Origin of the sequence: Streptomyces flaveolus (assembly GCF_014648815.1) — a bacterium.
GTDB classification, from domain to species: Bacteria; Actinomycetota; Actinomycetes; order Streptomycetales; family Streptomycetaceae; genus Streptomyces; species Streptomyces flaveolus.
Genome location: NZ_BMRV01000001.1, coordinates 527,545 through 551,962 on the forward strand (window position 1 = coordinate 527,545; position 24,418 = coordinate 551,962).

General features: G+C 72.2%; 21 protein-coding genes. 11 read left to right on the forward strand and 10 right to left on the reverse strand.

Features of this window, described 5'->3' with window-relative positions; genetic code table 11:
- Positions 1-599: 599 nt before the first annotated feature.
- The 5 genes from IEZ05_RS02385 to IEZ05_RS02405 all read left to right on the forward strand — a co-directional run bounded on the left by IEZ05_RS02385 (position 600) and on the right by IEZ05_RS02405 (position 5,135).
- The gene (locus IEZ05_RS02385; RefSeq protein ID WP_189228260.1) at positions 600-1,325 is read left to right on the forward strand and encodes a TraR/DksA family transcriptional regulator; all 726 of its coding nucleotides are present in this window, start codon (positions 600-602) and stop codon (positions 1,323-1,325) included.
- A gap of 68 nt (positions 1,326-1,393) precedes the next feature.
- Positions 1,394-1,987, forward strand: coding sequence for a signal peptidase II (lspA, locus tag IEZ05_RS02390; RefSeq protein WP_189228261.1), 594 nt, complete (start codon positions 1,394-1,396; stop codon positions 1,985-1,987).
- Positions 1,988-2,044: 57 nt separating this feature from the next.
- Positions 2,045-2,989, forward strand: coding sequence for an RluA family pseudouridine synthase (locus IEZ05_RS02395; RefSeq protein WP_189228262.1), 945 nt, complete (start codon positions 2,045-2,047; stop codon positions 2,987-2,989).
- Positions 2,986-3,462: a GNAT family N-acetyltransferase gene (locus tag IEZ05_RS02400; protein ID WP_189228263.1), complete on the forward strand. Its 477-nt coding sequence runs from the start codon at positions 2,986-2,988 to the stop codon at positions 3,460-3,462. The genes IEZ05_RS02395 and IEZ05_RS02400 overlap by 4 nt, the downstream gene beginning before the upstream one ends.
- A gap of 86 nt (positions 3,463-3,548) precedes the next feature.
- On the forward strand, positions 3,549-5,135 hold the full coding sequence (locus IEZ05_RS02405; protein WP_189228264.1) for a Na+/H+ antiporter: 1,587 nt from the start codon (positions 3,549-3,551) through the stop codon (positions 5,133-5,135).
- A 27-nt stretch (positions 5,136-5,162) separates the two neighbouring features.
- Here the strand turns inward: IEZ05_RS02405 and IEZ05_RS02410 are convergent, their stop codons facing one another.
- Positions 5,163-6,287, reverse strand: coding sequence for a mechanosensitive ion channel family protein (locus tag IEZ05_RS02410; protein WP_189228265.1), 1,125 nt, complete (start codon positions 6,285-6,287; stop codon positions 5,163-5,165).
- Between the two features lie 105 nt (positions 6,288-6,392).
- On the opposite strand from IEZ05_RS02410, the gene IEZ05_RS02415 reads away from it, so the two are divergent.
- A complete protein-coding gene (locus tag IEZ05_RS02415) occupies positions 6,393-6,983 on the forward strand; it encodes a dienelactone hydrolase family protein (RefSeq protein WP_189228266.1) in 591 nt (196 codons plus the stop codon).
- On the opposite strand, the gene IEZ05_RS02420 is transcribed toward IEZ05_RS02415, so the two are convergent.
- The 5 genes from IEZ05_RS02420 to IEZ05_RS02440 all read right to left on the reverse strand — a co-directional run bounded on the left by IEZ05_RS02420 (position 6,968) and on the right by IEZ05_RS02440 (position 13,040).
- Positions 6,968-7,948, reverse strand: a complete 981-nt coding sequence (locus IEZ05_RS02420; protein WP_189228267.1) for a zinc metalloprotease — start codon at positions 7,946-7,948, stop codon at positions 6,968-6,970. The genes IEZ05_RS02415 and IEZ05_RS02420 overlap by 16 nt on opposite strands.
- Before the next feature lie 333 nt (positions 7,949-8,281).
- Entirely contained in the window at positions 8,282-9,967 is a 1,686-nt protein-coding gene (locus tag IEZ05_RS02425) for an alkaline phosphatase D family protein (protein ID WP_189228268.1), read from the reverse strand.
- A gap of 85 nt (positions 9,968-10,052) precedes the next feature.
- Positions 10,053-10,853, reverse strand: a complete 801-nt coding sequence (locus IEZ05_RS02430; RefSeq protein ID WP_189228269.1) for a DsbA family protein — start codon at positions 10,851-10,853, stop codon at positions 10,053-10,055.
- A gap of 84 nt (positions 10,854-10,937) precedes the next feature.
- Positions 10,938-11,645, reverse strand: coding sequence for a hypothetical protein (locus IEZ05_RS02435; RefSeq protein ID WP_189228270.1), 708 nt, complete (start codon positions 11,643-11,645; stop codon positions 10,938-10,940).
- A 69-nt stretch (positions 11,646-11,714) separates the two neighbouring features.
- Entirely contained in the window at positions 11,715-13,040 is a 1,326-nt protein-coding gene (locus IEZ05_RS02440) for a DUF2252 domain-containing protein (RefSeq protein ID WP_189228271.1), read from the reverse strand.
- A 235-nt stretch (positions 13,041-13,275) separates the two neighbouring features.
- Here IEZ05_RS02440 and dnaE point away from each other — a divergent pair, with 235 nt between their 5' ends.
- On the forward strand, positions 13,276-16,815 hold the full coding sequence (dnaE, locus tag IEZ05_RS02445; protein WP_189228272.1) for a DNA polymerase III subunit alpha: 3,540 nt from the start codon (positions 13,276-13,278) through the stop codon (positions 16,813-16,815).
- 83 nt (positions 16,816-16,898) lie between these two features.
- On the opposite strand, the gene IEZ05_RS02450 is transcribed toward dnaE, so the two are convergent.
- Complete coding sequence (locus IEZ05_RS02450) at positions 16,899-17,063, reverse strand: hypothetical protein (protein WP_189228273.1); 165 nt, start codon at positions 17,061-17,063, stop codon at positions 16,899-16,901.
- Positions 17,064-17,288: 225 nt separating this feature from the next.
- Between IEZ05_RS02450 and IEZ05_RS02455 the strand changes: the two genes are divergently transcribed.
- The 4 genes from IEZ05_RS02455 to IEZ05_RS02470 all read left to right on the forward strand — a co-directional run bounded on the left by IEZ05_RS02455 (position 17,289) and on the right by IEZ05_RS02470 (position 21,281).
- Entirely contained in the window at positions 17,289-18,515 is a 1,227-nt protein-coding gene (locus IEZ05_RS02455; RefSeq protein WP_189228274.1) for an NYN domain-containing protein, read from the forward strand.
- A gap of 120 nt (positions 18,516-18,635) precedes the next feature.
- Positions 18,636-19,610 carry an ABC transporter ATP-binding protein gene (locus IEZ05_RS02460; RefSeq protein ID WP_189228555.1) on the forward strand — a complete coding sequence of 325 codons (975 nt, stop codon included), beginning with the start codon at positions 18,636-18,638 and terminating at the stop codon, positions 19,608-19,610.
- A 119-nt stretch (positions 19,611-19,729) separates the two neighbouring features.
- Positions 19,730-20,548: an ABC transporter permease gene (locus IEZ05_RS02465; RefSeq protein WP_189228275.1), complete on the forward strand. Its 819-nt coding sequence runs from the start codon at positions 19,730-19,732 to the stop codon at positions 20,546-20,548.
- Positions 20,549-20,582: 34 nt separating this feature from the next.
- Entirely contained in the window at positions 20,583-21,281 is a 699-nt protein-coding gene (locus IEZ05_RS02470) for an AAA family ATPase (RefSeq protein ID WP_189228276.1), read from the forward strand.
- A gap of 452 nt (positions 21,282-21,733) precedes the next feature.
- On the opposite strand, the gene ybaK is transcribed toward IEZ05_RS02470, so the two are convergent.
- From ybaK to IEZ05_RS02485, 3 genes are all read right to left on the reverse strand, one after another.
- On the reverse strand, positions 21,734-22,237 hold the full coding sequence (gene ybaK, locus IEZ05_RS02475; protein ID WP_189228277.1) for a Cys-tRNA(Pro) deacylase: 504 nt from the start codon (positions 22,235-22,237) through the stop codon (positions 21,734-21,736).
- Positions 22,238-22,250: 13 nt separating this feature from the next.
- Complete coding sequence (locus IEZ05_RS02480) at positions 22,251-22,991, reverse strand: LON peptidase substrate-binding domain-containing protein (RefSeq protein WP_189228278.1); 741 nt, start codon at positions 22,989-22,991, stop codon at positions 22,251-22,253.
- Between the two features lie 73 nt (positions 22,992-23,064).
- Complete coding sequence (locus IEZ05_RS02485) at positions 23,065-24,036, reverse strand: hypothetical protein (RefSeq protein ID WP_189228279.1); 972 nt, start codon at positions 24,034-24,036, stop codon at positions 23,065-23,067.
- Positions 24,037-24,418 lie beyond the last annotated feature (382 nt).

The following is a 24,418-nucleotide window of genomic DNA, read 5'->3' on the forward strand; positions in this document are numbered from 1 at the left end:
CGGACGTACTGCCTTCCGTCGGAGGGACGAGAGCCGTAATGGCTACGTACGCCGCTGTGTGCGGCGCGCTCCCGCGGTACCACCCTCCTTGGCCCCCCGGTGCGTCGTGTGCGCCGGTGAGCCCCCTCATTGGGGTCGCGAACCGGGTCTACTCGCCGTGACCTTCCCGTCACGTCTTTCTTCCGGCGGCTCCGGGGTGATCTTCACGTCGCGCTCGCCCCCGGGCTCCCACCGTCCCCGGGTCGCTCTGGGCTGCGTACGCCGCTACTCGTCCCCATCCACGCTTTTCGCTCCGCCCAGTGTACGGCGCCGCACGGACAGCGGCCGACCGGTTTCGGCGCCGGGGACGGCGAAGGTGTCGGGTGGCCCGGCGTGACCCGAATGCCGGGCTCCGGCGTCCGGCTCCCGGCGGGCTCCGCTGGGAGAACGGAGGGGCGGATTACCGGGCGGGGAGCTGGGCACAACGCATGCATGCTCGCCACGCGCGCGCGGTGGGCGGGCGAATCGGGCGGCGTGCCCCGTTGCCGCGGGACCCGAGTCGATTTATCGTCCCAGCACGATTCGCGAGCAAGATCACAATATGTGAAGGGGCCGCGGCCATGGTGGCGAAGAAGACCGCCGTAGAGCAGTCGGAGGCGACTGCGAAGAAGTCCGCTGCCAGGAAGACCACGGCCGCGAAGAAGACCCCGGCGAAGAAGACCGCCGCGGACAGGAGCGCGGCCGAGAACGCCACGGCGAAGAAGGCCGCGGCGAAGCGGCAGAGCCCGGTGAAGAAGAGCACGGCCGAGAAGAGCACGGCGAAGAAGGCGGGCGCGGCCGAGGCCGCGGAGCAGACGGGAGCCACGACGGTGGTTGCGAAGAAGACTCCTGGCACGGCCACGGCGGCCAAGTCCGCGGTTCCGAAGGCACGCGGCGCCGCCGCGGAGCCCGGCGACCTCGCGGTACGCCCCGGCGAGGACCCCTGGACCCCGGCAGAGGTCGAGGAGGCCCGCGGGGAACTCCAGTCCGAGGCGGACCGCCTGCGCACCGAGATCGACCAGTCGGAGCGGTCGCTGCAGGGCCTGATGCGGGACTCCGGGGACGGCGCCGGCGACGACGAGGCGGACACCGGTACCAAGAACATCACGCGCGAGCACGAACTGGCGCTGGCCGCCAACGCCCGCGAGATGCTCACCCAGACCGAACGCGCCCTCGAACGCCTCGACGCGGGCACCTACGGCCTGTGCGAGAACTGCGGCAACCCCATCGGCAAGGCGCGCATGCAGGCCTTCCCGCGGGCCACCCTGTGCGTGGAGTGCAAGCAGAAGCAGGAACGCCGGTACTGAGCCGCAGCCGGGACGCAAGGCGTGCCGTACCCTCGTCCTCAGTCAGGTACCTAGGCTGAGGGACTCACGTGGCAGAGGCGGAGCGCATCATCGGTACGCCGGACACCCCGGACGCGGCGGGGGACGGACAGGAGCGGCCCGACGCCGAGCAGGAGCAGGCTCCGGAGCGCCCTCGGGGCAAGCGCCGGGTCGCCGTACTGTTCGCTGTCGCCCTGTTCGCGTACCTGCTCGACCTGGTCAGCAAGATGATCGTGGTCGCCAAGCTGGAGCACCACGAGCCGATCGAGATCATCGGCGACTGGCTGAGGTTCGCCGCGATCCGCAACGCGGGCGCGGCCTTCGGCTTCGGCGAGGCCTTCACGATCATCTTCACGGTCATCGCGGCGGCCGTGATCGTGGTGATCGCCCGCCTCGCACGCAAGCTCCACAGCCTGCCGTGGGCGATCGCGCTCGGCCTGCTGCTCGGCGGCGCGCTCGGCAACCTCACCGACCGGATCTTCCGCTCGCCCGGCGTCTTCGAGGGCGCCGTCGTGGACTTCATCGCGCCCAAGCACTTCGCCGTGTTCAACCTCGCCGACTCGGCGATCGTCTGCGGCGGCATCCTGATCGTGATCCTCTCCTTCCGCGGCCTGGACCCGGACGGGACCGTGCACCGGGACTGAGCGCCCCGTGCCGGACGGGCGTGCGGGACTGTCCGCCCCGTCCGGCATACTCGACGGGTGAGCACGCTTCCCGAGATCCGTACCCTGCCCGTGCCCGACGGCCTGGAGGGCGAGCGCGTCGACGCCGCCATCTCCCGCATGTTCGGCTTCTCCCGTACCAAGGCCGCGGAACTCGCCGCGGCGGGCAAGGTGCAGGTCGACGGATCGGTGGTCGGCAAGTCCGAGCGGGTGCACGGCGGCGCCTGGCTCGAGGTCGAGATGCCCCAGGCGCCCGCACCGGTGCAGGTGATCGCCGAGCCAGTCGAGGGCATGGAGATCGTGCACGACGACGAGGACGTGGTCGTGATCGTCAAGCCGGTCGGCGTGGCCGCCCACCCGTCGCCCGGCTGGAGCGGTCCGACCGTCATCGGGGGACTGGCCGCCGCCGGATACCGCATCTCCACGTCCGGCGCCGCCGAGCGGCAGGGCATCGTGCACCGCCTCGACGTGGGCACCTCCGGCCTGATGGTGGTGGCGAAGTCGGAGCGGGCGTACACCTCGCTCAAGCGCCAGTTCAAGGAGCGCACGGTCGACAAGCGCTACCACACGCTCGTGCAGGGCCACCCCGATCCCACCAGCGGCACCATCGACGCCCCCATCGGCCGTCACCCCCAGCACGACTACAAGTGGGCCGTCACCGCCGAGGGCAAGCCCTCCGTCACGCACTACGACCTCATCGAGGCGTTCCGCGCAGCCTCGCTGCTCGACGTGAAGCTGGAGACCGGCCGCACCCACCAGATCCGCGTCCACATGGCAGCCCACCGCCACCCCTGCGTCGGCGACCTCACCTACGGCGCCGACCCGACCCTGGCCAAGCGGCTGCGCCTGACCCGCCAGTGGCTGCACGCCGTGCGGCTCGGCTTCGAGCACCCCGGCGACGGACAGTGGGTCGAGTACGCCAGCGACTACCCCGAGGACCTCCAGCAGGCCCTGGACCGGGTCCGCGAGGAGACCTACGTATGAGCACCCCCGTCTACGAGGTGCGCGTCGCCGAGGACCCCGCCGACCGGGAGGCGTGCTTCGCGGTGCGCAAGGACGTCTTCGTCGCCGAGCAGAACGTCCCGGAGGACATCGAGTACGACGCGTACGACGCCGGCGCCGTGCACGTCCTCGCGGTCCGGGAGGACGGCGTACCGCTCGGCACCTCCCGGCTGCTGCACGGCGCGGCCGCCGCGGCGAAGAACGGCGACGGGGACCCGGCCGTCGGCTCCCTCGGACGGCTCGCCGTCGTCCGGGACGCCCGCGGACTGGGCGTCGGGGCCGCGCTGGTGCGCGCCGTCGAGGACGCGGCACGCGCGCGCGGACTCACCGCGGTCGACCTGCACGCGCAGACGCACGCCCTGGGTTTCTACGAGCGACTGGGGTACCAGGCCTACGGACCGGAGTTCCCCGACGCGGGGATACCCCACCGCGCGATGCGGCGCGTCCTGCAGTAGCCGAGCCGGACCGGCTGGTGGGGCCGGTGACATGGCAGGCTTGGGACCCGCCGTGTGAACGCCGAGACCCCCCCGGAGCGGTGACCGTGGATCAGTTGGCCCTGTTGTTCATGCTGCTGCTCGGGGCCCTGCTGAGCGTCCCGGTCGGGGACCGGCTCGGGCTGCCGGCGCCGGTGCTGATGACGCTCCTCGGCATCGTCCTGGCACTGCTCGACTTCGTGCCCAACGTGGACATCCCGCCGGAGCTCATCCTGCCCGCGCTGCTGCCGCCGCTGCTGTACGCGGCCGTGCGGCGCACCTCCTGGCGGCAGTTCGCGGCCAACAAACGCCCGATCTTCCTGCTGGCGGTCGCGCTGGTGTTCGTCACCACGGCGTGCGTGGCCACCGTGGCCCACGCGATCGTGCCGGGCCTGCCGATCGCCGCCGCCTTCGCGCTCGGCGCGCTGGTGGCGCCGCCCGACCCCGTCGCGGCCACCGCCGTCGCGGGCCAGCTCGGGCTGCCGCGCCGTCTGGTGTCCATCCTGGAGGGCGAGGGGCTCTTCAACGACGTGACGGCCATCGTCCTCTACCACGTGGCCATCGCCGCGGCCGTCAGCGGTTCCTTCTCGCCCTGGCAGGCCGGGCTCGACCTGGTGCTGTCCGCCGTCGTCGCCGTCGCGGTGGGCCTCGCGCTGGGCTGGGGCGCCAACAAGCTGCTGGACGTGCTGGGGGACGCGACCCTGCAGATCGGGCTGACGCTGCTGGTGCCGTACGTGTCCTACGTGCTGGCCGAGGAGCTCCACGGCTCCGGCGTCCTCGCCGTGCTGACCACCGCCATGTTCCTGGCCGAGTACGCGGTCGGCGCCGACGACGTGATGACCCGGCTCGCCGGGCACACGGTCTGGGACGTCGTCGACACCCTCGTCACGGGCGTCGCCTTCGGACTGATCGGACTGGAGCTGCACAACGCCATCCGCACGGCCTCCGGGCGCTGGGCCGAACTGCTGGGCTGGGCCGGCGCGGTCGTCGGCGTGGTGATCCTCGTCCGGCTGGCGTGGCTGCTGCCCGCCACCTGGCTGACCCAGCGGCTGCACGCCCGGCGCGACCACGACGAGGACATCCCGACCAGCTGGCGGGAGACCGTCGTCATGTGGTGGTCGGGGATGCGCGGTGTCGCCTCGGTGGCGCTGGCGCTCGCGATCCCGCTGAAGACGGACGACGGCTCCCCCTTCCCGAACCGGGAGGAGATTGTCTTCATCGCCTTCGGGGTGATCATGGTGACGCTGCTGCTCCAGGGCCTGACGCTGCCGTGGCTGGTGAACCGGCTCGGGGTGCGGTCGGACACCGAGCGCGAGAAGGACTACGAGAAGGCGCTCGCCGTGCGCGCGGCGAAGGCGGCGAAACAGCGGCTCAAGGAGATCGAGGCGGTCGAGGAACTGCCGGAGGAGCTGTCCGAACAGATGCTGCGCCGGGCCTTCGACATCGGCATCCGGATCAGCCCGGACATCGGCGACGAGGAGCGGCGCGAGGCGCAGCTGCAGCGGGCCCGGCGGCTGAAGCGGATCCGCCGGATCCAGGGCGAGATGCTCAGCGCCGCGCGCCACGAGGTGCTGGCGGCGCGCAGCGAACCCGGAGCCGACCCGGAGATCGTCGACCGGGTGCTGCGCCACCTGGACGTCCGCAGCCTGCGCTGACCGCGCCGCCCGGCCGGTGGCCCCGGGTCACAGGGCCTTTCGCGACTGGTGCGGGAAGCGGCGGGCCTCCCCGTCCGGCGAGCGCCGGGAGAGGGGGAAGCCGTCGCGGCCGGGGCGCCGGTCCGCGTCCGCCGTGTTGACGCGGGGCAGGGCGTACGGGTGCTCGTCGGCCAGCCAGCGGATCATCTGCTCGCGCACCTCGACCCGTACCGTCCAGATGTCGTCCGCGTCCTTCGCCGTCACCAGCGCCCGTACCTGCATGGTGTTCGGCGTGGTGTCCGTGACGGTCAGGTTGTAGGCCCGCCCGTCCCAGGCCGGGCAGCCGCGCAGGATGTCCCGCAGCCGCTCGCGCATCGCGTCCAGCGGGGCGGTGTGGTCCAGGTGCCAGTAGACGACGCCCGTCATCTGCGGGGTGCCCCGCGACCAGTTCTCGAACGGCTTGGACGTGAAGTACGACACCGGCATCGTGATCCGGCGCTCGTCCCAGGTGCGCACGGTCAGGAAGGTCAGCGTGATCTCCTCGACGGTGCCCCACTCGCCGTTCACCACGACCGTGTCGCCGATGCGCACCATGTCGCCGAAGGCGATCTGCAGCCCCGCGAACAGGTTTCCCAGCGTGGACTGCGCGGCGATGCCGGCCACGATGCCGAGGACACCGGCCGAGGCCAGCAGCGAGGTGCCCGCCGTGCGCATCGCCGGGAACGTCAGCAGCATCGACGACACGGCGACGACGCCGACGACCGCGGAGACCACGCGCATGATCAGCGAGACCTGGGTGCGCACCCGCCGCACCCGGGCCGGGTCGCGCTGGGCATGGGCGTGGGCGTAGCGGGAGTACGACGTCTCGACGACGGCCCCGGCGATCCGGATCACCAGCCAGGCCGCCGAGCCGATCAGCACCAGGGTCAGCGTCCGGCCGACCCCCACCCGGTGCTCCGGGAAGACCTGCGCCTCGACGTACGTCCCTCTCAGCAGCGCCGCGCACAGCACGAGCTGGTAGGGGATGCGGGCGCGGCGCAGCAGCCCCCACAGGGGCGTCTCGGGGTGCCGTCCGTCGGCCTTGCGCAGCAGCAGGTCGGTGGCCCATCCGATGACCAGGGTCAGCAGGACGGCACCGCCGACCACGATCAGTGGGCGGAGTATGGTCTCCATCCCTCGAACGTAACCGGCCCGGCCCGGGCGTGAACCTGTGACGTGCGTCCCCCGCCGGGTGTCGCCGCCCGTCGCCCTGTCGCATCCGGCTGGCACCATGGCCTCATGAACATCGTGCTCTTTCACTCGACCCATGGCCCGAGGCCCGCGGTGCGGCAGGCCGCCGACCGCCTGCGTGACGCCGGGCACCAGGTCTGGACCCCGGACCTCTTCGAGGGGCGGACGTTCGACACGGTCGAGGAGGGCATGGCGTACCAGGACGAGATCGGCCGGGAGGAACTGCTGAAGCGGGCCGTGCTGGCCGCCGCGCCCTATTCCGAGCGCGGGCTGGTGTACGCCGGGTTCTCGCTCGGTGCCTCCATCGCCCAGACCCTCGCCCTCGGCGATCACCGGGCGCGCGGGCTGCTGCTCCTGCACGGCACCTCGGACATCGCCGCCAACGCCTCGGTGGACGACCTGCCGGTGCAGCTGCACGTGGCCGAGCCGGACCCGTTCGAGACGGACGACTGGCTCAGCGCCTGGTACCTCCAGATGGGCCGGGCCGGTGCCGACGTCGAGGTGTACCGGTACGCCGGGGCGGGTCACCTCTACACCGATCCCGGGCTGCCGGACTACGACGAGGAGGCGGCCGAGGCCACCTGGCGGGTGGCGCTCGGCTTCCTCGACTCGCTGGAGCGGGATCAGCCGGCCCGGTAGGCCGCCCAGCTGTCCTGCATGCGCTGCACCTGGCCGGTGGTGAACCGGTCCATGCACGCGTCGTACGTGTAGTCCATGAAGTTGTGGATCGGGTCGGCTCCCGCCTGGCGGGCGCAGGTGTCGCGGCCCTCGGGGCACTGGTAGGCGGGGCTCTTCTCGGCCGGGGTGTCCGCGACGTAGTCGCCCTGGCCGTTGCAGCCGCCCTGGAAGGTGTGGTACAGCCCCAGCCAGTGGCCGACCTCGTGGGTGGCGGTGTCGCCCTGGTCGTAGTTGGCGGCGGAGCCGCCCGGCAGCGAGGCGTTCAGGATGACGACGCCGTCCATGGCGGGGCTGGACCGGTAGGAGCTGGGGAAGGTGGCCCAGCCCAGGAGCCCGTCGCCGATGTTGGCCGCGTAGATGTTGAGCGCGTTCGCGCCGCCCTGGTGGAGGGCGGACTTCATCGCCTTCTCCTCCGGCGAGCCGGAGCCGACGGTGTACCAGGCGGCGTTGTCGGTGTAGTCGGTGCCGGCCAGGGTGAACTGGAAGCCCGAGTCGGTGTTGCCGGTGCCGCCGCCCGCGTAGGCCGCGTTCAGGACGTTCATCTGGGCGGTGATGTCGGCGGAGTCGAGCTTGCCGGCCTCACCGTCGTGGATGACGTGGAAGTAGACCGGGACGGTGGCCGAGGCGGCGAGCGCCGTGCCGCGGCCTTCCGCGCGGAGCTTGTCGAGCTTGGCGCGCAGGTCGGCGTCCATGGCCCGGGCGGTGGCCTCACCGACCTCGTTCGGCTCGGCGGCGTGATCGCCGTGGCCGGGGCGGGCCTGGCGGGCCGTGGCGTGGGTGTCGTCGGCGCAGTCGGCGGCCGGGGTGCCGGCGGCGGCGACGCCGGTGGGTGCGGACAGCGGGGAGAGCAGGAGGGTTCCGGCCACGAGGGCCGTGCCGAGAAGGCGTCTGGGGGTCAGGGACGGTATCCGGGCAAGCGCACGCATGCGGGCTCCTAGCGGATGCGGTGGGGATGGGGCACAGGGATCTTCCTGGCCGCCGCCCGGAGATTACGTGTACATGCCGATGCGGACAGAGCAGTGATCAGGCCCAATCAAATGCCCGGCGAACACGGGCAATTGGGGAAGAGTCCCGGACGGGTCCGGCTCGCCGTCCGGCGTTCGGGATCGCAGCGTGACCGGTGCGGATCCCGGCGGGCGGCGTGTCCCGGTTCGGTTCGCCGTTCACACCACCCGCCGTAATCACACGGTTTCTCCGCGGTGATCCGCTCGGCGTGCCGGATTGGCCGAAAATCGCCGGTGCGAGCGGACCGGCGGGGATCAGACCGGGGAGTAGACCCGCTCGACGTGCTGCGTGCCGCTGCGCGTGCGGTAGGAACGCGCCCACCGGGAGGTCGCGTTCGGGTCGGTGCGGTCGGAGACGACGTAGTAGTCCATCTGCGCGCGCTCGGCGGTGACGTCCAGCACGCCGTAGCCGTGCCGGTCGGTGTCGACCCAGTGGACGTGCCGGTTGGCCGCCCGGATGACCGGCGCGGCGACCGCGGACACCGTGCCCTCGGGGACCTTCAGGATGTCGTCCAGGTTGTCGGAGGTCACCGAGGTGACGACGAACTCCGTTGCCGCCGAGCCGGACAGCGGGTACGTGGCGGCGTTGTACGGCACGTCGTTGGCCCACGCCATGTGGATGTCGCCGGTCAGGAACACGGTGTTGCGGATCGCGTGGGCGCGCAGGTGGGCCAGCAGCTCACGGCGGTCGTCGGTGTAGCCGTCCCACTGGTCGGTGTTGAGGGCGAGCCCCTCCTTCGGCAGGCCGAGGAGTTCGGCGAGCGGCTTCAGCAGCTCGGCGGGGAGCGATCCGACCGCGAACGGCGACATCATCACCGGGTTGCCGACCAGCCGCCAGGCGGTGTCGGAGGACGTCAGGCCGGACTTGAGCCAGTCGAGCTGGGCGCGGCCGGTGAGGGTGCGGTCCGGGTCGTCGACGTCGCCGTTGCCGAGGGCGGTCTGCTGCGAGCGGAACGAGCGCAGGTCGAGGAGCGACAGGTCGACGAGCTTGCCGAAGCGCAGCCGGCGGTAGGTGGTGCCGGCGATCGCCGGGCGTACCGGCATCCACTCGAAGTAGGCCTGCTTCGCGGCGGCCTGACGCGCCGTCCAGGTGCCCTCCGCGCCCTCGGTGTGGTTCTCGGCGCCGCCCGACCAGGTGTCGTTGGCGAACTCGTGGTCGTCCCAGATGGCCACGACCGGGGCCGAGGCGTGCAGCGCCCGCAGGTCGGGGTCCGTCTTGTACCGGGCGTGCCGCGTGCGGTAGTCGGCGAGGGTGACGATCTCGTGGGTGGGCGCGTGCTGCCGTACGACGGTGTCGCGGGTGCCGTACTCGCCGGTGCCGTACTCGTAGATGTAGTCGCCCAGGTGCAGCCAGGCGTCCAGGTCGCCGCGCGCCGCGAGATGGCGGTACGCGGAGAAGTGGCCGGCCTCCCAGTTGGCACAGGAGACCACGCCGAAGCGCAGGCCCGTGACGGCCGCGTCGGCCGCGGGGGCGGTCCGGGTGCGGGCGACGGGGGAGTCGGTGGGGCCGGCGGAGAAGCGGTACCAGTAGTCCGTGGCGGGTGCGAGGCCCCGGATGTCCGCCTTGACCGTGTGGTCGGCGGCGGCGGTCGCGGTGAGGGACCCCTTGGCGACGATGTTCGTGAGCGCCTTGTCGGTGGCGACGACCCAGCTCACCTCGGTGTCCGGGCCGATGCCCGAACCGGGTATGGCCTCGGGCACCGGCGTCACCCGGGTCCACAGCAGGACGCCGTCGGGCAGCGGATCGCCGGAGGCGACGCCGTGCAGGAAGGCGGGGGCGGCGTCGGCGGCACCGGCGGGCAGTGCCGTGGCGAGCGGTGCCGCGAGGACGGCGCCGGCCGCCGCGGCCTTGACGACCGTACGGCGGCTGGGCGCGCGGGAGCCGGCGCGCTCGGCGGACGAGGGGAGGGTCTCTTCGGACGATCTGTGTCGACTGGTCACGGTCGATCAGGTTACTGATCGGTATGCGCGCGAGCGGGCGAACTCGCAAAAGTTCGCCCGCTCGTCGACTGCCCGGTGACTCGGGTTACTTCGTGACGCCCGCGTCCTTGAGCGCCTTCTGCCAGTCGGCGACCGTGCTCGGGTTCTCGATCACCTTGTCGTTGATCTTGATGGTGGGGGTCGACTGGACACCGTCGGAGTCGTCGAAGGACTTGCTCATGCGCATCGCCCACGCGTCGTAGGTGCCCTGCTTCACGGCGTCCTGGAACTTCTTGTTGTTCTTCAGGGCGTCGACCGTGTCGGCCACCTTGATCAGGTAGTCGTCCTTGGCGAACTCGTCGGTGGTCTCGGCCGGGTGGTACTCGGAGGAGTACAGCGCGGTCTTGTAGTCGATGAACGCGTCGGTGCTGACGTTCAGGGCGGCGCCCAGCGCGCTGAGGGCGTTCTTCGAGCCCTCTCCGCTGAGGTTGCCGTCGAGGAAGGTGCCGATCGTGAAGGAGAGCTTGTAGTCGCCGTCCTCCATGCCCTTGTTGATGGTCTCGCCGAGGTTCTGCTCGAGGGAGGCGCAGGCCGGGCAGCGCGGGTCCTCGTAGAGATGGACGACGTTGTCGGACTTGGAGTCGCCGGCCACGATCGTGGTGCCGTCCTTGCCCGAGGTGTGGGCCGGGGCCACCACCTTGGCCTCGGCGGCCTTCTCCCAGCCGCTGGGCTCGTTCATCTGCACGACGGCGTAGCTGATGCCGCCGGCTATCGCCAGCACGCCGACGATGGAGCAGGCCACGATGACCTGCCGCTTGGCCTTGTCGCGCTTGGCCTGGCGCTCGCGCTCCTCGCGCAGGCGCTCACGGGCCGCCGTCTTCGCCGACTGGCTGTTCCGCTTGCTCATGGTGATGTTCTCTCCGGGGACGCGCACACGGGGGTGTGCGGAACGGGTACGGGGGCTGGCTGTCGGCGCTCGGTGACCGAGGGGTCACACGAGGGCGAGCGAGACCGGCGGTCCGCGCCGTCCCAGGGAGTGCGTGAGGATCCGCTCGCGGGCGCCGGCGGTGCGGCGGGCCGCCGGGGCCGGGCGGCGCACCGCCGGGGCCCGGCGGACGGCCACGGCCGCGACGGCGAGCAGGAGCGGCCGGAAGGTCGTCGCGGCCACCGCGCTCAGCAGCCGGCCCAGCGCGCGCTCGCCGCGCCGCAGCCAGGCCGCCGCGAGCAGGCCGACGCCGACGTGCGCGCCCAGCAGCAGCCAGGAGGTCGCGGGGTGGGCGTGGGCGAGCAGGGCCGCCACCCGGTCGGTGTCGGCGCCGGTCACCCGGGTCAGCGGTGTGCCGACCCCGGTTCCCACGCCCATGCCGCCGCCGCACAGCACGTCGAAGCCCACGGAGCGCAGGGGGCCCGCCACGGGGCCGCCCGCCCGGCCGTAGCAGACGTGCTGGCCGGTGGTGAAGACGGTGTCGGCGGCCAGCTCCAGCGGGATCAGCAGGGCGGCGATCGGCCCGAAGCCGCGCTCGCGCCGTCCGGCCAGGGCGTACGCGATCAGGTACACGGCGGCAGCGACCGCGGCCACCGTGCTCAGCGGCAGCGGGACCCCGGACAGCAGCACGTGCGACGCGGTGCTGAGGGTCACGACGAGTGCCGTGAACAGCGCCGCGCGTACGGCTCTGAGCGGGGTTCCGGATATGTCCATAGCGAGTCAAGAGTGTGTCATGGGGGCCGGTAAGAGGCCCCTAAAGGGTCCCTGTGAGAGAGCCGGCGGTCACAGACCCGGGATCCGGCCGTTGCGGAAGAGGTCGACGAAGGTCTGGTGGTCGGCGCGCGCGCGTGCCCCGTAGCTGTGGGCGAAGTCGACCAGCAGGGGCGCGAAGCCCTCCTCGTCGGCCGCGATCGCCGCGTCGATGGCCCGCTCGGTGGAGAACGGCACCAGGGACTCCCCGGACTGGTCGTCCGCCGCCGCGTGCATCGCGGCCGTGGCCCGGCCCAGGTCGGCGACGACCTCGGCGATCTCCTCGGGGTCGTCGATGTCGCCCCAGTCCAGGTCCACCGCGTACGGCGAGACCTCGGCGACCAGCTGGCCGGCGCCGTCCAGTTCGGTCCAGCCCAGCCACGGGTCGGCGTGCGCCTGGAGGGCGCGCTGGGAGATCACCGTGCGGTGTCCCTCGTGCTGGAAGTAGTCCCGGATCGCCTGGTCGGTGATGTGCCGGGAGACCGCCGGGGTCTGGGCCTGCTTGACGTAGATCACCACGTCGTTCTCCAGGGCGTCGCTGTTGCCCTCCAGGAGGATGTTGTACGACGGCAGGCCGGCGGAGCCGATGCCGATGCCCCGGCGGCCGACGACGTCCTTGACGCGGTAGGAGTCCGGGCGGGTCAGCGACGACTCCGGGAGCGTCTCCAGATAACCGTCGAAGGCGGCCAGCACCTTGTAGCGCGTGGCCGCGTCCAGCTCGACGGAGCCGCCGCCGCCGGCGAAGCGGCGCTCGAAGTCGCGGATCTCCGTCATCGAGTCCAGCAGCCCGAACCGGGTCAGCGAACGGGCGACGCGCAGCGCGCCCAGCAGCGGGCCCTCCGCGGTGTCCAGCGTGAACGGCGGCACCTCGTCGCTCTTGGCGCCCGTGGCCAGCGAGTGGATCCGCTCGCGGTACGCGCCCGCGTACACCCGCACCAGCTCGGTGATCTGCTCGTCGCTGAGCGCCTTCGCGTACCCGATCAGCGCGATGGACGCCGCGAAGCGCTTGAGGTCCCAGGTGAAGGGGCCGACGTAGGCCTCGTCGAAGTCGTTGACGTTGAAGATCAGGCGGCCGGTCGAGTCCATGTACGTGCCGAAGTTCTCCGCGTGCAGGTCGCCGTGGATCCACACCCGGGAGGTCCGCTCGTCCAGGTACGGGCCGCCCGCGGTCTCCGCGTCCAGGTCGTGGTAGAAGAGGCACGCCGTGCCCCGGTAGAAGGCGAAGGCCGAGGCCGCCATCTTGCGGAACTTCACGCGGAACGCGGCGGGGTCGGCGGCCAGGAGCTCGCCGAAGGCGGTGTCGAAGACGGCGAGGATCTCCTCGCCGCGGTGCTCGTCACTGAGCTGCGGAACCGACATCGCTGGGTGCCTCCTGGTACGGGTGGTGCGGGGCGAGTGGAGCGGAAACTGCACTCGGACCAACGTTCGAGGGTGCGCGGGAGTGCCCGCGGCCCGGGGCCGGCCCGACACGCGGGGCCCCGCACGAAGGTACGCGGGCGGGGCCCCGGAGTGTCAGTCCCGGGGCATAGACTTCGACGCTGACCCCCCGGACTGACCGCAGCCCGTCGCCCCAAGTTTTCCCAGGAGGCCGCACGTGTCCAAGCCGCCGTTCACGCACCTGCACGTCCACACCCAGTACTCGCTGCTGGACGGTGCCGCGCGGCTGAAGGACATGTTCGAGGCGTGCAACGAGATGGGCATGACGCACATCGCCATGTCCGACCACGGCAACCTGCACGGGGCGTACGACTTCTTCCACTCCGCGAAGAAGGCCGGAATCACCCCGATCATCGGCATCGAGGCGTATGTCGCTCCCGAGTCGCGCCGCAACAAGCGCAAGATCCAGTGGGGCCAGCCGCATCAGAAGCGGGACGACGTCTCCGGCTCGGGCGGTTACACCCACAAGACGATGTGGGCGACCAACAAGACGGGGCTGCACAACCTCTTCCGCCTCTCCTCCGACGCGTACGCCGAGGGCTGGCTGCAGAAGTGGCCCCGGATGGACAAGGAGACCATCTCCCAGTGGTCCGAGGGGATCGTCGCCTCCACCGGCTGCCCCTCCGGCGAGGTGCAGACCCGGCTGCGCCTCGGCCACTTCGACGAGGCCCTCAAGGCCGCCGCCGACTACCAGGACATCTTCGGCAAGGACCGCTACTTCCTGGAGCTGATGGACCACGGCATCGAGATCGAGCACCGGGTCCGCGACGGCCTGCTGGAGATCGGGAAGAAGCTCGGCATCCCGCCGCTGGTGACGAACGACTCGCACTACACCTACGCGCACGAGGCGACCGCCCACGACGCCCTGCTGTGCATCCAGACGGGCAAGAACCTCTCCGACCCGGACCGCTTCCGCTTCGACGGCACCGGCTACTACCTGAAGTCCACGGACGAGATGTACGCCATCGACTCCTCGGACGCCTGGCAGGAGGGCTGCGCCAACACCCTGCTGGTCGCGGAGATGGTCGACACCGACGGCATGTTCGAGAAGCGCGACCTCATGCCGAAGTTCGACATCCCCGAGGGCTACACGGAGATCACCTGGTTCCAGGAGGAGGTCCGCCGGGGCATGGAGCGCCGCTTCCCCGGCGGCGTCCCCGAGGACCGCCAGAAGCAGGCCGAATACGAGATGGACGTCATCATCCAGATGGGGTTCCCCGGCTACTTCCTCGTGGTCGCCGACTTCATCATGTGGGCCAAGAACCAGGGCATCGCCGTCGGCCCCGGCCGAGGCTCCGCGGCCGGTTCGATCGTGGCGTACGCGATGGGCATCACCGACCTCGACCCCATCCCGCACGGCCTGATCTTCGAGCGGTTCCTCAACCCCGAGCGCGTCTCCATGCCCGACGTCGACATCGACTTCGACGAGCGCCGGCGCGTCGAGGTGATCAGGTACGTGACGGAGAAGTACGGCGCCGACAAGGTCGCCATGATCGGCACGTACGGCAAGATCAAGGCGAAGAACGCCATCAAGGACTCCGCGCGCGTGCTGGGGTACCCGTACGCGATGGGCGACCGGCTCACCAAGGCCATGCCCGCCGACGTCCTCGGCAAGGGCATCGACCTCAACGGCATCACCGACCCGACGCACCCGCGGTACAGCGAAGCCGGCGAGATCCGCTCGATGTACGAGAACGAGCCGGACGTGAAGAAGGTCATCGACACCGCCAAGGGCGTCGAGGGCCTGGTCCGGCAGATGGGCGTGCACGCCGCCGGTGTGATCATGTCCAGCGAGCCCATCGTCGACCACGCCCCGATCTGGGTGCGGCACACCGACGGCGTGACCATCACGCAGTGGGACTACCCGCAGTGCGAGTCGCTCGGCCTGCTGAAGATGGACTTCCTCGGCCTGCGCAACCTCACGATCATGGACGACGCCGTCAAGATGGTGAAGTCCAACAAGGGTGTCGACCTCGACCTCCTGTCGCTGCCGCTGGACGACCCCACGACCTTCGAGCTGCTCCAGCGCGGTGACACGCTCGGCGTCTTCCAGTTCGACGGCGGCCCGATGCGCTCGCTGCTGCGGCTGATGAAGCCCGACAACTTCGAGGACATCTCCGCCGTCTCCGCGCTCTACCGTCCCGGCCCCATGGGCATGGACTCGCACACCAACTACGCGCTGCGCAAGAACGGCCTCCAGGAGATCACCCCGATCCACAAGGAGCTGGAGGAACCCCTCCAGGAGGTCCTGGCGGTCACCTACGGCCTGATCGTCTACCAGGAGCAGGTGCAGAAGGCCGCCCAGATCATCGCGGGCTACTCGCTCGGCGAGGCCGACATCCTGCGCCGCGTGATGGGCAAGAAGAAGCCCGAGGAACTGGCGAAGAACTTCGTCCTCTTCCAGGCCGGCGCCCGCAAGAAGGGCTACAGCGACGAGGCCATCCAGGCGCTGTGGGACGTGCTGGTCCCGTTCGCCGGATACGCCTTCAACAAGGCGCACTCGGCCGCGTACGGCCTGGTCTCGTACTGGACGGCGTACCTCAAGGCCAACTACCCCGCCGAGTACATGGCCGCGCTGCTCACCTCGGTCAAGGACGACAAGGACAAGTCGGCGGTCTACCTCAACGAGTGCCGCCGCATGGGCATCAAGGTGCTCCCGCCCAACGTCAACGAGTCCATGTCGAACTTCGCCGCACAGGGCGACGACGTGATCCTCTTCGGCCTCTCCGCCGTCCGTAACGTGGGCACCAACGTGGTCGACTCGATCATCAGGTGCCGCAAGGCCAAGGGGAAGTACACCTCCTTCCCCGACTACCTGGACAAGGTGGAGGCGGTCGTCTGCAACAAGCGGACGACGGAGTCGCTGATCAAGGCCGGCGCGTTCGACGAGATGGGCCACACCCGCAAGGGCCTCACCGCGCAGTACGAACCGATGATCGACAACGTGGTCGCGGTCAAGCGCAAGGAGGCCGAGGGGCAGTTCGACCTGTTCGGCGGCATGGGCGAGGAGCAGAACGACGAGCCCGGGTTCGGACTCGACGTCACCTTCAGCGACGAGGAGTGGGACAAGACCTATCTGCTCGCGCAGGAGCGGGAGATGCTCGGTCTGTACGTCTCCGACCACCCGCTCTTCGGCCTGGAGCACGTGCTGTCCGACAAGGCCGACGCGGGCATCTCCCAGCTCACCGGCGGTGACTTCGGCGACGGCGCGGTCGTCACCATCGGCGGCATCATCTCGGGCCTCCAGCGCAAGATGACCAAGCAGGGCAACGCCTGGGCCATCGCCACCGTCGAGGACCTGGCCGGCTCCATCGAGTGCATGTTCTTCCCCGCGACCTACCAGCTGGTGTCCACCCAACTCGTCGAGGACGCCGTGGTGTTCGTCAAGGGACGCCTCGACAAGCGGGAGGACGTGCCGCGGCTGGTCGCGATGGAGCTGATGATCCCCGACCTGTCCAACGCGGGCGCCAACGCGCCCGTGGTCCTCACCATCCCGGCGACCCGGGTCACTCCGCCGATGGTCAGCCGCCTCGGCGAGATCCTCACCCACCACCGGGGCGACAGCGAGGTGCGGATCAAGCTCCAGGGGCCGACGAAGACGACGGTGCTGCGCCTGGACCGGCACCGGGTGAAGCCCGATCCGGCACTGTTCGGCGACCTGAAGGTGCTGCTCGGCCCGTCCTGCCTGGCGGGCTGACGACCGAAGCGGCGAAGGGGCGCACCCGGCATCGGGTGCGCCCCTTCGTGTCACGGCGGGCGCGAGGGCCCGTGCACCGGACGTCAGTTGTGGCCGAAGCGCTTCTGCCGCTTGCGGGAGGCCGCGTCGCCGGGCGACAGCGGCGGGGCGTGCTGCTCCTCGCGGTCCAGCACGGCCGACTCGGCGGCCTGCGGGGCACGGGCGGACTGGGACTGCTTACGGTCACGGTTGTTCTTGTTCTTGGCCATGGTGATCTACCTCCTGAGGGGGATCTGTCGGGCCAGGTACCGCCTCAGATTCACATAGACTGAAAAAGAACGCATATCGGGTAATTACCGTGCGTGACACGGCTCATCGGGCCGCGGGCCGCCGAAACGCCACGCCGAAGATCGAGTTCGGGCCGTTAACCTCCGCGCCGTCGGGCAGACTCGAAGGAAGCCCGAAGCAAACCTCCCGGAAAGAGGGTGGATCGCGTGGACCGCTGCATCGTCCTGGTGGACGCCGGGTACCTGCTGGGGGCGGCCGCCAGTCTCCTCGCCGGGGAGCCCTCGCGCTCGCGCATCACCGTCGATCACGCCGCCCTCATTCAGGGATTGCGCGATCGCGCCGAGTCCGACACGCAGCAGCCCCTGCTGCGCATCTACTGGTTCGACGGCGCCCCCGACCGCGTCCCGCAGCCCGAGCACCGCCGGCTGCGCGTGATGCCCCGGGTCACCGTCCGGCTGGGCGCCCTCACGCGCAGTGACGGCCGCTGGGCGCAGAAGGGCGTGGACGCGGCCATGCACGCCGAGCTGACCGAGCTGGCCCGCAACCGGGCCTGTTCCGACGTCGTCCTGGTGACCGGCGACGGCGACCTGCTGCCCGGCATGATGGCCGCCAAGGAACACGGCGTCGCCGTCCACCTGTGGGCCGTGCAGGCCGCCGACGGCGACTACAACCAGTCCGAGGACCTGGTCGCCGAGGCCGACGAGCGCCGCGTGCTGGACCGCGCCTGGATCACCAAGGCGGTGCGCGCCAAGGAGGTCGGCGGCATCTGCGCCCCGCCTCCGGTGCCCCGGCCCGAGATCGCCGCGATCCTGTCCGCGCCGCTGCCCGAGTCCGCCCTGTCCGCCGCGGCCGAACGGCCCGCCCGGGAACCCGCGCACCCCGCGGCGGACACCGCCGCACGCAACGGCAGTGAGGAGCGCGCGGCGCCCGCCAGGGGCGTCCCCACCCCCAAGGACCTGGCCTCGCTGCGCGCCCCCGGCGCCCCGTCCGGCGCCCAGCCTGCCGGGCCCCCGCCGACCGCCACCCTGCGCTGGTCCTCCGACAAGGGCTGGGTCGACCGGCCCGCCGCCGAGCCGGCCGAGGCCGTCGCCCTGCCGACCCTGGCCCAGCTCACCACGGCCGAGCAGCGCTGGGCGGACCGCGAGGAGGACATCACCACGGTCGGCGGCGACCCGTACGAGGTGGGGCAGGTCTTCGCCCGCCGCTGGGTGGAGCGCCTCGGCGACCAGGGCCACCTGCAGAAACTGTCCGGCATGTACCCCCGCATCCCGCACCGGGTCGACGGCGAGCTGCTGCGGTACGCCGCCCGCTTCGGACTGCTCGCCCACAAGGACGACCAGATCGACGAGCACGACCGGTACGCGATCAGGGCCGGGTTCTGGCGGGAGATCGACGTGCGGACCGCCACCGAGCGCGCCCCCGCCGGGGAGTGACGCCCTGGCCGAATTGATGCTTATGGGCGGACCCCGGGGCGAGGCGGGGTTCACGACCACGTACTCTCGTCCCTTGTGAATACGCGCGCGACCCAGGTACTTCGACCCGGTGGCGATGCCGTGTGCGTGGTGCGCGGACTGATCAAGAGCTATGCGGCGGTACGCGGCCGGCGCGGCGTTCCCGCCGCCCCCGAGGTCCGCGCCACCGACGACGTGACGCTGGAGATCCGCCGCGGTGAGATCTTCGGACTGCTCGGGCCGAACGGCGCGGGAAAGTCCACCCTCGTCCGCCAGCTGACCGGCCTGATGCGGCCCGACAGCGGCAGCGTGGAGATCCTCGGCCACGACATCGTGCGCCACCCCGAGCGGGCCGCGCGGATCCTCGCCTACCTCGGTCAGGAATCCAGCGCCCTGGACGAGCTCACCGTGTCGCTCGCCGCCGAGACCACCGGGCGGCTGCGCGGCCTGGACGCCGCCGACGCACGCGCCGAGCGGGACGCCGTCCTCGACGAACTGGGCCTGACCCCCATCGCCTCGCGCCCGCTCAAGAAGCTCTCCGGCGGACAGCGGCGCCTGGCCTGCTTCGCCGCCGCGCTGGTGGGGGAGCGCCCACTGCTCGTCCTGGACGAGCCGACCACCGGCATGGACCCGGTGGCACGGCGCGCCGTCTGGGCCGCCGTCGACCGCCGGCGTGCCGAGCGCGGTACGACCGTGCTGCTCGTCACCCACAACGTCATCGAGGCCGAGACCGTCCTCGACCGGGTCGCTGTCCTCGACCGTGGCCGCGTGATCGCCTGCGACACCCCGGCCGGTCTCAAGGAGCAGGTCGCCGGCGAGGTCCGTGTCGACCTGGTGTGGCGCGAGAGCGCCCCGCTGGGCGTGCCCGAGGTCGCCGCGCTGCGCGACCGCGCCGCCGAGTCGGGACGCCGCTGGACGCTGCGGCTCGCCCCGGAGGAGGCCCGCACGGTCGTGGCCACCGTCACCGGCGGGGCCGCGTTCGCCGCGCTGGACGACTTCACCCTGGCCACGCCCAGCCTGGAGGACGTGTACCTGGCGCTGGGCGGTGCCGCGCGGCAGGGGCTGGTCAGGACGTGAGCGCGCGAGCGGTGAGAACGCGCGGCGCCGCGTCCGTACCGGACGGGGCGAGCGCCTGCGTGAGGACCCGGTAAGTGCAGACTGGCTCAGCGACGAGTGGTGAAGGGGAGCAGCACGACGTGAGTGTCGTACCCGCCGAAGTCCTGCCCGACGGTGCCCTGGCCGCCGAGGAGCGGCGCGCCCCGGCCGCACTCGGGCCCCGGGCGCGGCTGTGGCCCTCCCTGGCGGCCGTGTACCGGGCGCAGCTGTCCCGGGCGCGGGTCGCGCGCATCCCGCTGCTGTTCGTGGCGACCTTCCAGTCGATCGGCATCATGATCCTGATGCGCGGCGTCGTGGACGGCGGCGGCGAGGCGCAGGCCGTGGTCGCCGGGTCGGCGGTGCTCGTCGTGGCCTTCGTCGCGCTGAACCTCCTCGCCCAGTACTTCGGCCAGCTGCGCGCGAGCGGCGGCCTCGACCACTACGCGACGCTGCCGGTGCCGCCGGCCGCGGTGGTGCTGGGCGCGGCGGGCGCGTACGCGTCCTTCACCGTGCCGGGGACCGTGGTGACGGCGGTCGTCGGATGCCTGCTCTTCGGGCTGCCGATGACGCATCTGTGGGTGCTGGTGGCCGTGATCCCGCTGGCCGGCGCCGCGCTGGCCGGACTGGGCGCGGCACTGGGCCTGCTCGCGCCCCGGCCGGAGCTCGCCACCCTGCTGGGCCAGCTGGGCATGTCGGCGGCGCTGCTGCTGGGCGTGCTGCCCGCCGAGCGGATGCCGGAGGCGGTACGGCTGGCCCGCGACCTGCTGCCCTCGACGTACGGCGTGGAGGCCTTCGCGCGCACCTTCGGAACAAGGCCGGACTGGGCCTTCGTCCTCGGCGACCTCGCCGTGTGCGCGGCGGTCGGCGTGATCTCCCTGGCCGTCGCCACCTGGGCGTACCGCCGGGCCGCCGTCCGGTGACGCGCGGCACAGGCGGGTTTGGCACGATGGCGGGGTGACCGCACCTCTGACTCCCCCTCCGCCGCCGAACGATCACTCGTCGTCCCACGACGGGCCGGTGCCGCCGCCCGTGGGCGCGCATGCGGTGGGCACCGCGTACGACCACCACGGCGAACAGGACGGCCCCGGGATGCTGACCGAAGCGCGGCAGGCCGCCGTGACCCTGGTGGCGGTGGCCCTCTCCGGCGCCCTGCTGGGCGTGCTGTGGTGGTGGCTGGCGCCGAGCGTGCCGCTCGTCGGTGACGTCGTGGACGGCAGCTGGGTGGTCTACCTGAAGGACTCCGAGGGGGAGCAGGCCGTCGGGGTCGACGGCACGTTCACGCTGCTCGCGCTCGGGTTCGGGGTGCTCAGCGCGCTGGTCGTCTTCCTGCTGCGGCGGCGCGGGGGTGTGCCGCTGGTGGTGGCGCTGGGCGTCGGCGCCTTCCTCGGGTCGCTGCTCGCGTGGCGGGTCGGGGTGTGGCTGGGGCCCGGCCAGGACGTGATCGCCCACGCGCGGGAGGTGGGCAAGGGGACGACGTTCTCCGCGCCGCTGAAGCTGGGCGCGAAGGGGGCCTGGCTGGCCTGGCCGTTCGCCGCGCTGGTGGTGCACCTGGGGCTGACGGGCCTGTTCGGCCCCCGGGACCCGGAGCCGGACCCGTACGCCGGGCACCAGCCGTACCACCCGCAGGGGCCCTACGGCGGGAAGTCCGCTTAGGCCGCGGCGGGAAGCCGCGCAGATCCCGCTCCGCCGGGCCGTGCGCCGGCCGAGGGGCCCGGCCCGGCGCGGACGGCCTGTGTGTCCGGTCGGCGCGGACGGCTGTCGTCGCCGGCCGGCGCGGGGCGGCTGTGGTGCCGCGTGCCGCACGCGAGGGGCCGGCGCCAGGCGCGGGGCGGCCGGGGTGCCTGATGGCGCGGGCGTCGTGTCCGGTCGGGCGGGACGGCTGTGGTGCCTGATGGCGCGGGATGGACACGGTGGCCCGGTCGGTGCTGGACAGACATCGCGCGCGGCCGGCGCGGGGCGGCTGGGGTGCCGCATGGCGCATGCCGCAGGGACGGCGTCAGGCGCGAGGCGCCTGTGGTGTCCGATGGCGCGGGACAGGATCGTGTCCGGTCAGCGTGGGGCGGCCGTCGTGTCCGGTCCGCGCGAGGTGGGCGTCCCGTCGGAGGTCAGGTGCGGCCGATGGGGGCGAGGGTTGCGGATGTCAGTTTCGCCAGGTCGTCGGGGGACAGCTCGACCTCCAGGCCGCGGCGGCCCGCCGACACGCAGATCGTGGCGTGGCCGGACGCCGACGCGTCCAGGACCGTCGGGAGCCGCTTGCGCTGGCCGAGAGGCGAGATGCCGCCCCGCACGTAACCCGTGGTGCGCTCCGCCAGGGCCGGGTCGGCCATCGCCGCCCGCTTGCCGCCGACCGCGGACGCCAGCGCCTTCAGGTCCAGCTGGCCCGCCACCGGGACCACCGCGACCGTCAGCGCGCCGTCGACGTCCGCCACCAGCGTCTTGAAGACGCGCTCCGGCGACACCCCCATCGCCTCGGCCGCCTCCTCGCCGTAGGACGGGTGGGCCGGGTCGTGGTCGTAGGCGTGGACCGTGTACGTCACCCCGGCCGCCGTGAGGGCCACCGTCGCGGGCGTTCCGCCCGACTGCTGCTGCTTCTTCGGCTTCTTCGCCATCCGGGCCAGTACCTCAGTTGAAACTCGTCGGGCCGCGCGTCAGGTCGGACGCCGGCAGGGACGGCAGCGTACGGATGATCGCGGTCTCGGTGCGAAGGAGTTTCAGCTCGTCGCGCAGCCGGGACGCGGTGTCCGGCGCCTGGAGCAGGCGCTGCTTGGTCGGTGTGTCCAGCATCATCGCGGCGGCGACCAGGTAGGAGACCACGCCCGGTTCGTCCGGCAGGTCCGCGCCGGTCGCCAGCGAGCGCTCGCGGGCTCCCGCCAGCCGCTTCTGGTACTGCCGGAACGACCGCAGCACTCCCTCGGCCAGCGCTCCCGCCTCGTCTCCGAGGTCCTCGGCCAGCGGTTCGAGTTCGGCTGTCAGGAACGGCCCCGAGGCGTCCACCGACAGCACGCGCACCCGGTTCGTCCCGGTCGCCAGCACCTCGAAGGTGCCGTCGGCCCGTTCCCGGATGGTCGCGGCGTCCGCGATGCAGGCCACCTTGTGGAAGGACCTGGCCGGGTCGGGGCCGAACCCGGCCGTGGGGCCGCGCTCGGGCACGGCCGTCGGGTCGGGCATGCCGGGCGCGCTCGGGGCGACCTCGTGGCCGTCGCGGATCGCCACGACCGCGAACCGGCGTGGTTCTTCCTCGGGGGTCTTCAGCAACTCGCGCATCATGGCGCGATAGCGCTCCTCGAAAATGTTCAGCGGGAGCACCAGCCCCGGGAACAACACCGAGTTCAGGGGGAAGAGGGGGAGCCGGACGGTGGTCACGACGCAGAAGCCTAATGGTCGCCGGGGCGGGCGCGACCGCCGTGCCCACTTCGTGGATGGCGCGAACCCGCCGTCAGCCCCGTGGTCGCACCGCCGCAAAGACGTTCCCGCGCACCTGGAGGAACCGGCCGAGCGGGTCGTCCGCGTCCCGGTCCCACGGGAAGGACGTGACGTACGGGCCGGTCAGCCGCAGTTGCTCCGCCGCGTCCCGCGGACGCTCCAGGCGGACCAGGACGTACGTCAGCAGGTTGCGCAGCTCGGCCGGCCAGGGGTCCGCGGCCGGGTACGCGGCCGACAGGGCGATCGCGCGGTCGGCCGCCGCGTCCAGCCGGGCCCGGTCCACGCCGGGCACGGGGCCCCGGCCCGACACCTGGCCGCCGGCGCGGGTCAGGCAGGCGAACACCGCCCGCATCGGCAGTGCGCGTACGAGCGCGTCCTCGGGGGCGTCCTGCGCGGCCGTCTCGGCGAAGTCGAGGCACTCGCGGTGCGCGCGGGGAGAGGCGGCCGAGAGGTACTCCAGGGCGGCGACATGGCAGCCGTAGTGGTGCGGGGAGCGGCGGACAGCCTGCTCCCACAGTCGCTCGAACTCGGCGTGTCCCGCGTGCGCGCCCCGCGCGGTGTCCAGCGCGACGCGCCACGGCACCGGGTCGGGTCCGCCGGCCTCGGTGGCGGCCGTGACCGCCGGGCCCACCTCGCGCAGGAGTTCGGCGCGGGCCGGTGAGTCCCAGCAGCGGTCGACGGCCAGCCGGGCCCGGACCAGCAGGGCGCCGGGGTCGTCCGGGGCGGTGGCGTGCCAGTGCTCAAGCCATTCGGAGCGGGAGCGGGCGAAGGCGGCCAGGCGGGTGGCGTAGCGGTCGCGGTGCTCCCACTCGGCGTTCTCCCGGGTGCCGGCGAGCAGGGCGGCCGCGGGGGCGTACTCGCCGTGGGCCGCGGCGACCAGGGCGGGGGCGAGGCGGTCGTCGGGGGCGTCGAGGAGCACGTCGGCCTCGTCGTCGGCGGTCGGTGCGGCGGCGGGCCGCGACGTACGGAGGAACGCGCGCAGCATGGCCAGTACGACGGCCGACGGTGCGGGATGGTTGTGCGCTGGGTGGCCTCGGCTTCGCCTTCGGCCTGCGTGTTCCCCCGGCACCACCCGTGCGGACCGTCGGCGGGTGCGGGTGGCCCCGTGGGGCGACCTCGCCGTCGGCGGCTGCCGGCCGGCGGCCGGGGGTGGGGCGGGGTCGATGCGCCCTGCGTGCCGCGCTGCCCTGCACGCCCGCGTCGCCCCCGGGTGACCATTCCGGACGGCGGTGGGGCAGACGGCCGGTCGGCGGCCGGGAGTGGGGCGGGGTCGGTGCGCTCGGCGCCGTCTGCGCCTTGCGTGCCGCGCTGCCCCGCACGCCCGGCGGCTCCCGCACGTCCCGCACGTCCTGCGCGCCCGCCCCCGC